This is a genomic window from Deltaproteobacteria bacterium HGW-Deltaproteobacteria-2, assembly GCA_002840505.1.
In the GTDB taxonomy this organism is placed as follows: Bacteria; Desulfobacterota; Syntrophia; order Syntrophales; family Smithellaceae; genus Smithella.
This window is the reverse complement of sequence record PHBC01000003.1, coordinates 563,923-576,996: the sequence shown is the minus strand read 5'-3', so window position 1 is coordinate 576,996 and position 13,074 is coordinate 563,923. Positions and strand designations below refer to the sequence as shown.

Below are 13,074 nucleotides of genomic sequence, written 5' to 3'. Positions count from 1 at the left end.
TCGGAATTGGAGTTTCAACAACAAATGCAGAAAAGCGAAAGCCAGGAATAATGAATATATCAGTCTCTTTGATTAAAACAATTGAAGTCGCTCTTGCTACCTTAATTAAGGTATCGGGGACGGACATACGCCTGCACGGAACCCAGAACGTGCCTGATCAGCCCGTACTCTATGTCATCAATCACTTTACGCGTTTAGAAACAATCTTAATGCCATATATAATCAAAAAGAGTATTAAAAAATATCCCATTTCTCTGGCGCACCATTCCTTTTTTAGCGGTGAAATGAGCACTTTTATGGATAAGGTAGGCGCAATTTCCACCGTTAATCCAAACAGGGATAAAATTTTTATCAACGCACTTTTCACCGACAGCCACCCGGTCATTATTTTTCCGGAAGGCCAGATAATAAAGGATAAGAAGATCATCGAGAAAGGCAAACATATAGTTTACAACGCAGGTATAAGAAGGCCGCCTCACTCCGGAGCAGCGCAAATCGCTTTGCGAACCGAATTTATACGTGAAAAATTGCGAAACTTCCGTTCCCGCGGCGATAGTTCATCCATCGCCCGTATCGCGGAGCACTTCGGGTTCGATCCTGCAGATGTAGACAAAATTATAAATAAAGAAACTTATATTGTGCCAGTGAACATCACCTATTATCCTGTCCGCGCACAGGAAAACGCTGTAAGCAAGCTTGCCAATCGGTTTATTAATAATATTTCGACGCGTTTTCAGGAGGAACTGGAAGTTGAAGGTCCCATGATACTGGGCAAGGTGGATATTGATATTAACTTCGGGAAACCGATGCCGGTAAAAAAATATATAGCTGCAAGTTCCGGGATGAGTAAGATGCTGGCGGATAATAATCCTTACCTGAATCCGGAGGAGTTTAAAAAATTCGTACCTTTCAAAAAATTATGCGTCAGCATGAGATATGATTATATGAATGCCATATACGGTATGACGACTGTTAATCATGATCATCTGTTTTCTTATATTTTGACAAAATATTGGAAAAACAGTTTCAGTGAAGACGACTTCAAAAATCGTGTTTTTCTTGCCATCGAATATTTGCGTAAAATCGGTGTATCCAATTGTCACACCTCTCTTTATAAAAAACAGCTTTATCTTCTTAATGATGATTATCATGAAAAATATGAAAATTTTATAAGAGAAAGCGTATCCAGCAACTACATTAAATTGGAAAATGGAATAATCACTAAAAATAGCGAACGATTCGGCAGAAGATCTGATTTTCATACCATCAGGAGAGATAATATCATTGAAGTTCTCAGAAACGAAATAGAGCCTCTTCGTGATTTAACAAGAGCTATGGATAGACTTATGTTTCTCCCTGCTTTCTTTGTCCGGTGGAAGATAAGAAATCATTTTATCAGACTGGACAAGGATCTATTTGAACAGGATTATCAGAAGTATTACATAAAAGATGAGAGTAAGCCCAGGAATATTGGGGAGACTTTTTTCCTGAAGAGGTTTTTTAGCAGAAAGGGAGTTATTCTGGTTCATGGATATCTGGCGGCGCCGGAAGAAATCAGACCGTTGGCGGATTATCTTTATAAGAACGGATATAATGTTTACGGTGTCCGGTTGCGTGGACATGGTACAGCGCCAGAAGATCTTGCCATCCGTAGCTGGCAAAAATGGTACAATTCCGCAAGTCGTGCTTACATTATCATGAAAAACAGCGTTAAGACTTTCTCCATCTGTGGATTTTCCATGGGTGGCGGAATTGCTCTGCTGCAGGCGGCCAATAAGCCGGGCAAATTTGCCGGAGTTATAGCTATAAATGCTCCTCTCAAACTGAAGAGCATTGCCTCCAAATTTGCACCTGTTGTTAACTTATGGAATAAGTTGCTTTCAAAAATTCATGTGAATAAGGTTAAAATGGAATTCGTGGACAATGCGCCGGAAAATCCTGATATAAACTATGTGCGCAACCCGGTGAGCGGAAGCAACGAACTGGAAAAACTGATGAAGCAAGTCGAAGATCAACTTAAAAATGTAAAGGGCCCTGCTCTTATCATACAAGGTTCAGATGATCCGGTAGTGAATCCGGTGAGCGGACTGGAAATTTTTGAAAAGCTTGGCACAAAGGACAAACAGCTTCTCAGAGTTTATGCCAAACACCATGGAATATTGCGGGGAGAGGGAGCGGATGAAGTTAATGCAATGGTTTTGATGTTTTTAGAAAAAGTGTCATCCGGCAACTGATTTGAAATCTTTGCAAAATTACTCTATTCGTCATTCCCGCGAAGGCGGGAATCCAGGAAGCTTGATAATACTGGATATACCCTCAGTGGCACACCGCCGGTCTTCGTAACCTAATGGTCATCTATGGCCGGTATGACATGACTGTTAGCTTAATGCAGGTTTGCAAATGTTTTGATTTGTAAATAGCCATATTATGATCAAGGAGTATTTATATGATTGATAAGTGGATAAAGGAAATAAAAAAAGAATCTCCGCCGGATATGCTCGGTATGATTCTTTTGCATAATGGGATAGTGAGGGCGACAGCGAAAAACGGCGGGAAGGTTCAGGCGATGAATCTTTCCTACGATAAGGCAAAGCTCAAAACCGTTGTTGATGAATTTAAAAAAAGAGACGGCATTGTCGAAATCAAGGCATGGATTAATGAAGGCCATCTTAAAATAGGCGACGACATTATGAATGTTTGTGTGGCCGGTCGTTTTCGCAAGGATGTTTTGCCAGTCTTTCAGGAACTCATCACGATGATTAAAACGGAAATAGTCAGCGAAGAAGAATTAAAATGATTTTCTAGTCGAAAAACCCTTTATCACGACGGTACCAGTAATTGGGGAAAATACGGTACATAATTCTGGACGCCTGGCTGATATATTCTTTAGTTCTTTTATCATTCTGGCAGGCTTGAATGATCATTTCTTTAATGGTGTCTTTGTTACCAGGTTCGTTAAATATCCGGTAGGCGCAGGAAAAAAGAGGGCTGTACATGTTTTTCTTTTCTAAATATTTATAAACGTTTCTGACTGTATTGGGACCTTCGGGAGTCCCATCAATTTTTTCCAGCACACGCAAGTTGGTTTCGATAGGATTGCCTGTATAGAGCTCATAGAAATATTTACCGTAGCGATAATTTTTACTGGCCAGAGATGAAACAGTCACATACAAATCGCCGACTCCTGCCTGGCTGTGGAATGCCTGAAATCCTCCTCCTAAAAGACGGGATAACGAACGAATTTCTACACCGGAACGGGCAAATATAGTTCCCGGAATCGAGTCTCCCATCTTAAGCGAATCCGCCAGCCCTTTAATATTTGCCACAATGTTTTTTAAAGCGCCGCAGGCTTCCACGCCGACAATGTCAAAATTATAATATGAATTGATTTCGTTGCGGTTGAATTTAAACAAATCTTCTCTGATGAGATTAGCAATGCGTCTCTTGCCGGCGACTGTTAAACAAACGGGGTTTCCCAATGCTATATCAATGTCAAAAAACGGTCCGCCAATGCAGGCTATCTGATATTTGTGTTTTAAATTATACAAATTATTGTTGATTAGTTGCGAAGGCGTTATCAGCTTTTTGGATATTTCGTCGGAAATCAAACCTTTGATCGGCGAAACAAGGCATGTGTCACCCGCTTTTTTGTCAATCATCGGCTTGAGATAATTAAGGAATTCCGGCAGGCGATTCATGGTTATGGCCAGAATGATAAAATCATTGTTTTCGACAATGTGTTCCAGGTCGTTTGTTGCATACACTTTGTTGGAAAGACGGGGAACGTTATCCATCCCGCCCAGACGATTAGCAAGATCTTCGGTCAGATGCAGAGGATTTAGATGGTCACTGTTTATTGCCTTGCATACTTCCGGATCGTGGTAATAAATGGCCACACGTTTGTTGTCCCGGCCGAATTTGTACGCAAAAGATGTGCCTAAACGGCCCGGACCGATAATAGCTACGCTTGTTGTGTCTAAATTAGGATTGAACATTAATTATAACTCTTTATTATAAACTTCCAACTGTTTTATAATATATCCGATCAGAAGATTGTAATATCTTTTTTTCTAAAAAAATTAAACTAAATTTATTAATGAGCCTTGATTTTTACCAAAAGGGTAAAAATCTTAGAGCGAATTATCCCGACTCGTCGGGATTCGTTTCTGTCGAGTCTCATTAATTTTAGTTGCATTATCATAAATGATTGTTTAAAAAAAGCAATGTCTTAATCTTTTAAAATAGTATATCTTTTAATAGGGAAATTTATCAACCAAGGATTATCCTTCCGAGTTTAAAATGATTAAATAAAGTTAAAAGCTTTAAAAGAGATGATATTTTTATGGCTAAAACAAATACAACTGCCGAAGAACAAAAATTGTTTTTCTCCGATGGATCTATAAGAGAAAAAAAATTTATCAAGAATGGTAAGCTGGAAGGTGAATACACTTCTTATTATAAAAATGGTCAAATACTGGCACAGATTAATTTTGTTCACGGCAGAAAGAATGGCCCCGCAGCGACTTATTATAACGACGGCCTGATAAGAGAGAAGGTAAATTATATTAATGGCCGAATGGAAGGCGAATATACTTCTTATTATCAAAACGGGAATATCAGGGAACGGGAATATTACAAACATGGCAGGCTCAACGGCAAATATCAGATTTTTTATAAAAATGGACAATTAAAAGAAGAAGAGAATTTCAAGAACGATAAATTTGAAGGTGACTATATTTGCTACTATAAGAACGGGCAGATTAAGGAAAAGGGATTTTTTAAAAATGATAAAAGGGAAGGCGAATATTTTGCTTATTTCAGAAGCGGCCAGATAAAAGAAAAGGCTACTTATAAAAACGGGAATTTTAAAGGAGAGTTTCTTGTTTTTACTGAAATCAGCGCCGGAAATCAGGATTCAGATAATGAAGAAAACGGCTCTTCCCGTATCTGGGAAGAACATGAAGTTGCTGGTTTACTCCAGGATTTGAAGCATTTCGACGAAAAACAAAAATAATCATGTCTCTTTTTTAAAAGGAGTTACCATGATAAAAAAAATTCTCATCCCCACCGATGGTTCCGTCAACAGTCTTACAGCTCTTAAATACGGAATTTATATTGCCCGTAAACTGGAAGCCTCCCTGACCGGTCTCTATGTTATTGATGTTAACCTGATCCAGGGGCCGATGCTCACCGATATTTCCGGTTCAGTCGGAATGCCGCCTTATGAAGGGTTCTTCGAAGCCATTGAAAAATCTTTAGATGAAAAAGCCGACTTTATCCTGAAAGAATTTCAGGAGCGCTGTCAGAAGAATGGAATAAAAGCCGAAGTAAAAAAAGTAATCGGCAAAATCAGTTCGGTAATAATCGAAGAAGCTCAAAACGCGGATTTGATTCTGATGGCGAAAAAAGGGGAAAACTTTCACCTGAAGGAGGGCGGACTTCTTGGATCGGTTGCCGAAGCCGTTACGCGCAATTCGGGCAAACCAGTTCTGGTCACACCTGAGCATTTTATAGAAATTGAAAGCATGGCTCTTGCCTTCGACGGGAGCGCCTCCGCTACCAAGGCACTTGATCTTTCCCTGAAATTATCCCAACAAAACGCCTGGCCGTTGACAGTTATCATTATCACGCCGGATTCCAAAAAAGCGGCAGCTTTAATTGCTCAGGTCGAGGAAGCAAATCAAAAAGATCCGGATGAACCCCCGATAGCCGATTGCGAAACAATAATCCTCTCCGGCAAGGAACCCGATGAAATAATCAAGTTCATCCGCGAAGGATCGGTGGAATTAATGGTTATGGGAGCCTACGGCCACAATCGCCTGCGCGAATTTTTCCTGGGCAGCACCACATCTCACGTTATCCGCAAAAGCCCGATTCCCGTTTTTCTCATCCGTTAACGGAAAATAATTCAAAATGATTCAATTATAAATTGCCTTGCTTTATGGCGTCTTTGAGAGTGTCGAGCAAATCATGTCTGGTCAGATCGTAATGAATTGGTGTGATTGTTATGAAGCCTGCAGCCAGCGCGCCGACATCAGTATCTTTCTGCTTGCGGGCGGATTGAGATTCGCTGGCAAACCAGTAGTAAATATTTTCTCGCGGATCTGTGCGTTTTTCAAAAGTTTCGACAATATTGCTTTGAGCTTGCCGGACAACAACGACGCCTTTGATTTTTTCAGGAGGAAGACACGGAATATTGACATTAATTGCACTTCCTTTGAGTTTTTGAGGATTACTCAGTATTAATCGGGTCATCTTACGGGCAAATTTTGCGGCATAAGTAAAATCGGCTTCTTTGTGAGTGTCCAGAGAAACAGCCATAGAGGGAAATCCCAAAATTGCCCCTTCGGTTGCGGCGGAGACTGTTCCAGAATAGAGAACATTAATGCCGGCGTTGCCCCCTCTGTTGATTCCGGAGACAACCAAATCAATCGGTTCATCAGATAATTCCGTGATTCCTATTTTTACACAGTCTGCCGGTGTGCCGCAGACTGCGTATCCTAGAAATTTATCATTTTTGGTAGCGCGGCGCACCATCAGGGGACGAGAAATTGTAATGGCATGTCCCACTGCGCTTTGTTCTGTCTCCGGCGCAACAATCAGGCAATCCGCTTCTTTGGAAAGCTCGGCGTAAAGAGCACTCAATCCTTTGGCGTAAATTCCATCATCGTTGGTAAGTAAAAATCGTATATTTTTCATCCTCTAATCTTTGCCCCTTGACCCTATTTAACTTGTTCCAATTGTCCGTTTTCAACTCTCAATATAAAAGCAGTCTTTTGAGCGACTCTGTTTGAATCAAAATAAAAGTTTCCTGTTGCTCCATTGTAATTTTCCGCTTTATTCAAAGCCGCGGCAAATTGTCCGCGTGTTTTAATTTCTTTATTATCCAGAGTGCCTGTGATTATTGCGGCTGTATCGTAAGCGAGCGCTTCAATGTTTTCCGGTTCACGTTTATATTTTTTGTAATAAACTTCAACAAAGTTAATTGTTTCCAGATAAGAACTATGGGCAAAAAAACTATCAACAAAGATGGCTCCTTCCAGATATTGTGCGTCATTTTTCAGTAAATTCGACGAATGCCATAAACTTGTGCCTAAAAGGTTAAAGCCTTTTACATTATAAAAATCAAGTTGTGAAGCGATCAATTTTGCACGCGTATAAGAATCGGGAATAAACAAAGCTTCAAAATCAACGGAAATGGTGTCTTTATTTTCTTCTTGATTGGTCCCTTTTCTTTGCGGAGCGCTGACTTTGACTCCGGTTAATTTGCTAATTTCTTCTCTAAAATCCGCTTGATTTATGTCGTAGGGAATTGCTTTTTCCACCTTGCCGCCCAGACGTATTACCTCCTCCTGAAAGATTTTTGCCATTTCCTTGCCATAATCATCCTGTGGATATAAAGCGGAAAATATTGCGCAATTCAAATCATCCAGCGCGTACTTTGCCAGAGCTTTGATTTGCTGTCTGGGGGTCAGGAAATTCTGAAAAACATATTCGCCTGCAGACGTCACTCCTTCTTTTGGTGTTATTAAGATTAATGGGACTTTCCACTTATCTGCTTCGCGAGCCGCATCCATGGCTTCTGCCCCTCCGGTAACGGCAATAATCGCCATGACATTTTTTGCATTGGCTAAATGTGCTATGGCTGTTTTTGTGTCTTCCGGTAATCCCTGAGAGTCTTCAAAAATGACTTTCCATAAAGGATTATTTTTTTCATCAACTGCTTCGGTAGCCAATAAAATTGCATCCCGCGCCTTATTTCCCCAATCAGCATATTGCCCGGATAGGGGAAACACACATCCTAAAGTATTCCGCTCGAGCTTACCGGAGGAAAGTGTCTTTACCTGTTGTTTGGCATCCGGCGGTTTTACCGGCAATGATTTTCCTCCAGCATTTGGAATCTGGACCGGCTTTTCATCAGCAATAGCTATTTTTGAGAAGCAGAGGGAGAAAATGACCGTTAACAAAATAAACATTTTGCCGAGTGGTCGATAAAATTTCATTTTGCCTCCTTGATAATTCTCAGGATATAGTTACGGGCGTTTTGGGCCATCTCCGAACTATCCAGCAAGATAGAAATCTCATTATTGTATTTTAGCGCCGATTGCGTAAAATTATGACTGCCCAGTAAAACAAGGTGCTGATCGATGACCACAAGCTTTGTATGTGTAGTTTGTCGTGGAGAATCGAAATAAACATTTACTCCTTTTTCTTCCAGAAATTTTCCTGTCTGCTTGTTTTGAATATTCAGTTCGTCCGATTTGCTGTCTGTCGTTTCTAAAATAACATATACTTTTATGCCTCTTTTTACTGCTTTTGCCAGGTGGCTGGCAATCCGATCAGGATAACTGTTTTTATGCTTGCCGGCTTTAAAAGAAAAGATTGATATTAGTATTTCACTTTTCGCTTCATCAATACATTTCAAAAGCGTGGGTAAGTATTCTTCATTGGTTAGAATTAATTCCTGATATCCGAATGATGAATTTTGAATTGATTTCTTTGACGCAGCGGCAGAGTAAACACCGACTGTAATCAAAACAATAATGCTCAGCGGTACAGCAATTAATTTTTTTCTAAAAGAAAAGCTATTCATGATTATCCTTTGTTTACGGATATTGTATAATATTTTATAGTTCCGGTCGATAATAAAAAAAGCCCGCAACGGCTTTAACCGCTGCGGGCTTTGAAAATATTAATTTAAGAATATTTATTTTACATCTTCAAAATCGGCATCCACCACGTCGTCATTCTTCTTGCCCGATGCCTGCTCATTTCCGGATTGCTGCTGTGCCCCGCCATCAGCTCCGGGACCGGGACCTCCCTGACCACCTGATGTCTTCGCGTACATGGCCTCCGCCAGTTTGTGAGAGACATTCATCAACTCATCCTGAGTCTTCTTGATGGTTTCGATATCGTCGCCTTCGAGGGCTTTTTTCGCTTTGGTGATGGCTTCTTCGATCTTGGCTTTTTCCGCCGCATCAACCTTGTCGCCAAACTCTTTGATGTTTTTTTCAACAGAGTAAATCATGGTATCGGCCTGATTTCGGGCTTCGATAAGTTCCTTGCGGCGCTTATCTTCTTCCGCATGCATTTCCGCGTCTTTAACGAGCTTTTCAATTTCAGCTTCACTCAATCCGCTGGATGCCGTAATCTTGATACTCTGTTCCTTTCCGGTGCCGAGGTCTTTCGCGTTTACGTGTACAATTCCGTTCGCATCAATATCAAAAGAAACTTCAATTTGAGGAACGCCGCGTGGCGCGGGAGGAATACCTACCAACTCAAAGCGTCCCAGCGTTCTGTTGTCAGGAGCCATCTGACGTTCGCCCTGCAGAACATGAATGCTCACTGCCGGTTGATTGTCAGCGGCCGTGGAGAAAATCTGACTCTTCTTGCAGGGGATAGTCGTGTTTTTTTCAATAAGTCTTGTCATAACTCCGCCTAATGTTTCAATACCCAAAGAAAGAGGAGTTACATCCAGCAATAAGACGTCTTTGACGTCGCCTGCCAGAACACCGCCCTGAATGGCTGCTCCTATCGCTACCACCTCATCAGGATTGACACCTTTGTGAGGTTCTTTACCGAAAATTTCTTTGACCTTCTGCTGCACACGCGGCATGCGGGTCATACCTCCAACCAAAATAACTTCGTTAATATCCTTTGTTGACAGGTTGGCGTCTTTAATCGCTGTCTGGCAGGGGCCGACCACTTTATTAATCAATTCTTCAACGAGAGATTCCAGCTTAGCTCTGGAGAGTTTCATATTCATATGTTTGGGCCCGGAAGCGTCCGCTGTGATAAAGGGCAGATTGATGTCGGTTTCCAGCGCCGTAGAAAGTTCCATCTTCGCTTTCTCCGCCGCTTCTTTAAGGCGCTGCAGAGCCATCTTGTCACTGCGCAGATCAATGCCCTGATCCTTTTTAAATTCAGCGACCAGATAATCCATGACACGTTGATCGAAGTCTTCACCGCCCAGATGGGTATCGCCATTGGTGGATTTAACCTCAAAGACGCCATCGCCTAATTCCAGAATCGAAATATCGAATGTGCCGCCGCCCAAATCGAATACGGCGATCTTTTCATCTTTCTTTTTATCCAGACCATAAGCCAGAGCCGCTGCTGTCGGTTCATTGATTATGCGTAAAACATTCAGTCCGGCAACCTTGCCGGCGTCTTTGGTTGCCTGCCGTTGTGAATCGTTAAAATAGGCCGGAACGGTAATAACCGCATCGTTTACCTTCTCTCCCAGATAATCTTCGGCTGTCTGTTTCATTTTTGTCAGAATCATTGCTGATATTTCTGCGGGAGAATAATTTTTCCCTCTTACGGTAACTTGCGCGTCGTCGTTGGAAGCTTCCGTTATCTTATAAGGAATAATCTTGATGTCCTGCTGCACTTCCTTGGATGTATATTTTCTGCCGATCAGTCTCTTGACGGCATAGATAGTATTTTCTGAGTTAGTAATGGCCTGTCTTTTGGCTACCTGTCCTACTAACCGTTCACCGTTTTCCGCAATGGCTACAATGGACGGTGTGGTACGATTACCTTCCTGATTGGCAATAACGACAGGGTCTCCGCCTTCCATTATGGCTACGCATGAATTTGTAGTCCCTAAATCAATTCCAATAATTTTTCCCATTTTTTTTCCTCCTTATTCTTCCATATCCTCATTTATTTCACATAAATCATCGTTTTCTTTTTTCGTTTTCTTGCAGACGCAGACCCTTGATGGCCTTATGAGCCTTCCGTTTAATAAATAACCCTTTTCCATTTCATTGACTATTTTGTTATCTTCATGCTGGTCGCTTTCTACCTGCATTAAAGCTTCATGGAAATTCGGATCGAAATCTGCACCGGCAGTTTCAATTCGTTCTACCCCGTGCTTTTTCAAACAACACAGAAGCTGGTCCTGAATAAGAGCTATTCCGTCCTTAAAGGCCTGAATGTCACCAGTGTCGTGCTCCAGTGCTCTGTCCAGAGAGTCCATGAAAGGCAAAATATCTTTTACCAGATCTTCTTTACCGTACTTGATTATATCGACCTTTTCTTTGAGTGCCCGTTTTTTATAATTATCCAATTCGGCAACTGAGCGTATATATTTATCGTAATTGGCCGTAGCTTCTTTTTCCTTTTCTTCGAGCTTTTTCCTCAGGTCTTCAATTTCTTTATTATGATCTTCCGCGACAACTTTTTCGTTATGTTCTTCGCCGGAATTAGTGTGTTTTGCATTATGTTCTGAATGTTCTTTTTTATTTTTCACCCTTACCTCGGAAAAATCTTTATTATTTAAAATCTGGTTTCTGAAACAATTTTATATCAACCATTTCACAAATAGCATGACCGGCTGTAATATGTGTCTCCTGGATTCGCGCTGTATTGGAAGAAGACACATGAATGGAAAAATCAGCCATCTTTGCGATTTCCCCTCCGTCTTTTCCGGTAAACGCAACAGTTATCAGCCCCAGTTTTTTAGCCATTTCCAAACCTTTTAAAACATTGGCGGAGTTCCCGCTGGTGCTGATACCCCAGGCAATGTCTCCAGATTGGCCTATCGCTCTTATCTGCTTACTGAATATTTCAGAAAAATCGTAATCATTGCCGATACTCGTGATAACAGAAGTATCTGTAGTTAAAGCTATCGCTGGAAGCGGCGGTCTCTCTATTATAAAGCGGTTGACAAATTCCGCGGCAATATGTTGCGCATCCGCGGCTGATCCACCATTGCCAAAAATCAAAATTTTATTGCCCGCTTTTAAGGCCGTTATAATAGCTTCTATAACATTCACCAGTTTAGACAGGTTCTCGTTAATAAAAGCGTCTTTGACACGACTGCTTTCCTTAAATGTTTTTATTATGTGATCTTCCATACTTACCTTTCGGGAACCATTTTTTAGTATATCCAGCAAGGCGACCCTAATATAGTTATCGGTATATCTGGTGTCAAGAGCGTGATCTCGAAAATTCTTATCTTTATTACATAGATATTAAATTACGTTTATATTTATATCAACTTTGCCAACTATCTTGAAAGAACCTTGACAAAACAAATTTCATAAATATATTTAGATTCAAATAAGCAAAATAATCAATAATAGCAATTGCTTACGTAACGAAGGAATTTAAAACCACGCTTATGCGGGATAATTCGACTAACCAATTTCAATGCGTTGTGCTTTTGAAATTGGAATCTCATTAGGAGGTAATTATATGTTTGGTCCGGGTATATGGAGAGTGAAAAGGTTCGCTGATAGCGTTCCGGAAATAATGGATTTACAAAGGGAGATTAACCGGCTGTTTTCCAATGTCGGGCAAAATACCGCATTGGATTACCCCGCCATAAATGTATGGGAAAAAGATGACAGCTTGGTTGTTACAATGGAATTACCTGGAATGGAACCGGAAAACATTAACATTTCGGTCACAGGAGCAACATTAACAATTTCCGGGGCCACTAAAGCCGATTCTCTTAAAGAAGGTGAAATTTATTTGCGTCAGGAAAGAGCGTTGGGTAATTTCCAAAGAAATTTCCAATTGCCTTTCCAGGTAGATTCTAAAAAAGTGGAAGCAAAGTATGAAAAAGGAATTTTAAATATTATTTTGCCCAGACTAAAAGAAGATCTGCCAAAGAAAATTAAGATTAATTCTTAAGAAAGGAGGTCAGTTGTTTATGTCCGAAAAAGATCTGCAAAAAACTGAAAATACAGCGGTTACCGAAAAGATCCGCAATGTAAAAATTTTTGTACCACGTGTGGATATTTATGAAACGAGAGACGCTCTCTTTTTAATTGCTGATATGCCGGGAGTTGACGATAAATCTGTTGATGTGGAATTGGAGAAGAATATTCTGACAATTTCCGGACGTGTGGAAAACGGTAGAGTGAAGGATTATAGCCTGGTATTTTCCGAATATGAGGTCGGTGATTATGAAAGAACCTTTACTCTGTCGAATGAGATAGACAGAGAAAAGATTAGAGCAACAGTCAAACAGGGGGTTTTACGTCTGGAGTTGCCCAAGGCCGAAAAAGTAAAACCGAAAAAAATTGCAATTAATGCGGCATAAAAAATAAGAGGTGATGA

13 protein-coding genes are annotated in these 13,074 nt (G+C 40.7%); 6 read left to right on the top strand and 7 right to left on the bottom strand.

Going from position 1 to position 13,074, the window contains the following annotated elements; all coding sequences use genetic code 11:
* Window positions 1-50 precede the first annotated feature (50 nt).
* Both CVU62_09715 and CVU62_09710 read left to right on the top strand, forming a co-directional pair.
* On the top strand, window positions 51-2,234 hold the full coding sequence (locus tag CVU62_09715; GenBank protein PKN37982.1) for a hypothetical protein: 2,184 nt from the start codon (window positions 51-53) through the stop codon (window positions 2,232-2,234).
* Window positions 2,235-2,446: 212 nt separating this feature from the next.
* Window positions 2,447-2,797: a molybdopterin converting factor gene (locus CVU62_09710; protein ID PKN37981.1), complete on the top strand. Its 351-nt coding sequence runs from the start codon at window positions 2,447-2,449 to the stop codon at window positions 2,795-2,797.
* A gap of 4 nt (window positions 2,798-2,801) precedes the next feature.
* On the opposite strand, the gene CVU62_09705 is transcribed toward CVU62_09710, so the two are convergent.
* Window positions 2,802-3,995: a hypothetical protein gene (locus tag CVU62_09705; protein PKN37980.1), complete on the bottom strand. Its 1,194-nt coding sequence runs from the start codon at window positions 3,993-3,995 to the stop codon at window positions 2,802-2,804.
* Window positions 3,996-4,342: 347 nt separating this feature from the next.
* Between CVU62_09705 and CVU62_09700 the strand changes: the two genes are divergently transcribed.
* Complete coding sequence (locus tag CVU62_09700; protein ID PKN37979.1) at window positions 4,343-5,014, top strand: hypothetical protein; 672 nt, start codon at window positions 4,343-4,345, stop codon at window positions 5,012-5,014.
* Window positions 5,015-5,042: 28 nt separating this feature from the next.
* A complete protein-coding gene (locus CVU62_09695) occupies window positions 5,043-5,897 on the top strand; it encodes a hypothetical protein (protein ID PKN37978.1) in 855 nt (284 codons plus the stop codon).
* Between the two features lie 25 nt (window positions 5,898-5,922).
* Here the strand turns inward: CVU62_09695 and CVU62_09690 are convergent, their stop codons facing one another.
* From CVU62_09690 to CVU62_09665, 6 genes are all read right to left on the bottom strand, one after another.
* Entirely contained in the window at window positions 5,923-6,690 is a 768-nt protein-coding gene (locus CVU62_09690; protein PKN38069.1) for a 5'/3'-nucleotidase SurE, read from the bottom strand.
* Window positions 6,691-6,722: 32 nt separating this feature from the next.
* Window positions 6,723-8,003 carry a hypothetical protein gene (locus CVU62_09685; GenBank protein PKN37977.1) on the bottom strand — a complete coding sequence of 427 codons (1,281 nt, stop codon included), beginning with the start codon at window positions 8,001-8,003 and terminating at the stop codon, window positions 6,723-6,725.
* Complete coding sequence (locus CVU62_09680; GenBank protein ID PKN37976.1) at window positions 8,000-8,593, bottom strand: phospholipase; 594 nt, start codon at window positions 8,591-8,593, stop codon at window positions 8,000-8,002. The genes CVU62_09685 and CVU62_09680 overlap by 4 nt, the downstream gene beginning before the upstream one ends.
* 114 nt (window positions 8,594-8,707) lie before the next feature.
* Window positions 8,708-10,636 carry a molecular chaperone DnaK gene (locus tag CVU62_09675; GenBank protein PKN37975.1) on the bottom strand — a complete coding sequence of 643 codons (1,929 nt, stop codon included), beginning with the start codon at window positions 10,634-10,636 and terminating at the stop codon, window positions 8,708-8,710.
* Window positions 10,637-10,648: 12 nt separating this feature from the next.
* Complete coding sequence (gene grpE, locus CVU62_09670) at window positions 10,649-11,290, bottom strand: nucleotide exchange factor GrpE (GenBank protein ID PKN37974.1); 642 nt, start codon at window positions 11,288-11,290, stop codon at window positions 10,649-10,651.
* Window positions 11,280-11,864, bottom strand: a complete 585-nt coding sequence (locus CVU62_09665; GenBank protein PKN37973.1) for a phosphoheptose isomerase — start codon at window positions 11,862-11,864, stop codon at window positions 11,280-11,282. The genes grpE and CVU62_09665 overlap by 11 nt, the downstream gene beginning before the upstream one ends.
* A 295-nt stretch (window positions 11,865-12,159) precedes the next feature.
* Here CVU62_09665 and CVU62_09660 point away from each other — a divergent pair, with 295 nt between their 5' ends.
* Window positions 12,160-12,645: an Hsp20/alpha crystallin family protein gene (locus CVU62_09660; GenBank protein PKN37972.1), complete on the top strand. Its 486-nt coding sequence runs from the start codon at window positions 12,160-12,162 to the stop codon at window positions 12,643-12,645.
* 19 nt (window positions 12,646-12,664) lie between these two features.
* Window positions 12,665-13,057 carry a heat-shock protein Hsp20 gene (locus CVU62_09655; GenBank protein PKN37971.1) on the top strand — a complete coding sequence of 131 codons (393 nt, stop codon included), beginning with the start codon at window positions 12,665-12,667 and terminating at the stop codon, window positions 13,055-13,057.
* Window positions 13,058-13,074 lie beyond the last annotated feature (17 nt).

What these genes read in the sequence shown, in the direction of transcription:
- CVU62_09665 (PKN37973.1), bottom strand. Translation starts at nt 11,864, where the DNA reads ATGGAAGATCACATAATAAAAACATTTAAGGAAAGCAGTCGTGTCAAA.
- CVU62_09675 (PKN37975.1), bottom strand. Translation starts at nt 10,636, where the DNA reads ATGGGAAAAATTATTGGAATTGATTTAGGGACTACAAATTCATGCGTA.
- CVU62_09700 (PKN37979.1), top strand. Translation starts at nt 4,343, where the DNA reads ATGGCTAAAACAAATACAACTGCCGAAGAACAAAAATTGTTTTTCTCC.
- CVU62_09705 (PKN37980.1), bottom strand. Translation starts at nt 3,995, where the DNA reads ATGTTCAATCCTAATTTAGACACAACAAGCGTAGCTATTATCGGTCCG.
- CVU62_09695 (PKN37978.1), top strand. Translation starts at nt 5,043, where the DNA reads ATGATAAAAAAAATTCTCATCCCCACCGATGGTTCCGTCAACAGTCTT.
- CVU62_09655 (PKN37971.1), top strand. Translation starts at nt 12,665, where the DNA reads ATGTCCGAAAAAGATCTGCAAAAAACTGAAAATACAGCGGTTACCGAA.
- CVU62_09715 (PKN37982.1), top strand. Translation starts at nt 51, where the DNA reads ATGAATATATCAGTCTCTTTGATTAAAACAATTGAAGTCGCTCTTGCT.
- CVU62_09710 (PKN37981.1), top strand. Translation starts at nt 2,447, where the DNA reads ATGATTGATAAGTGGATAAAGGAAATAAAAAAAGAATCTCCGCCGGAT.
- CVU62_09660 (PKN37972.1), top strand. Translation starts at nt 12,160, where the DNA reads ATGCGTTGTGCTTTTGAAATTGGAATCTCATTAGGAGGTAATTATATG.
- CVU62_09685 (PKN37977.1), bottom strand. Translation starts at nt 8,003, where the DNA reads ATGAAATTTTATCGACCACTCGGCAAAATGTTTATTTTGTTAACGGTC.
- CVU62_09680 (PKN37976.1), bottom strand. Translation starts at nt 8,593, where the DNA reads ATGAATAGCTTTTCTTTTAGAAAAAAATTAATTGCTGTACCGCTGAGC.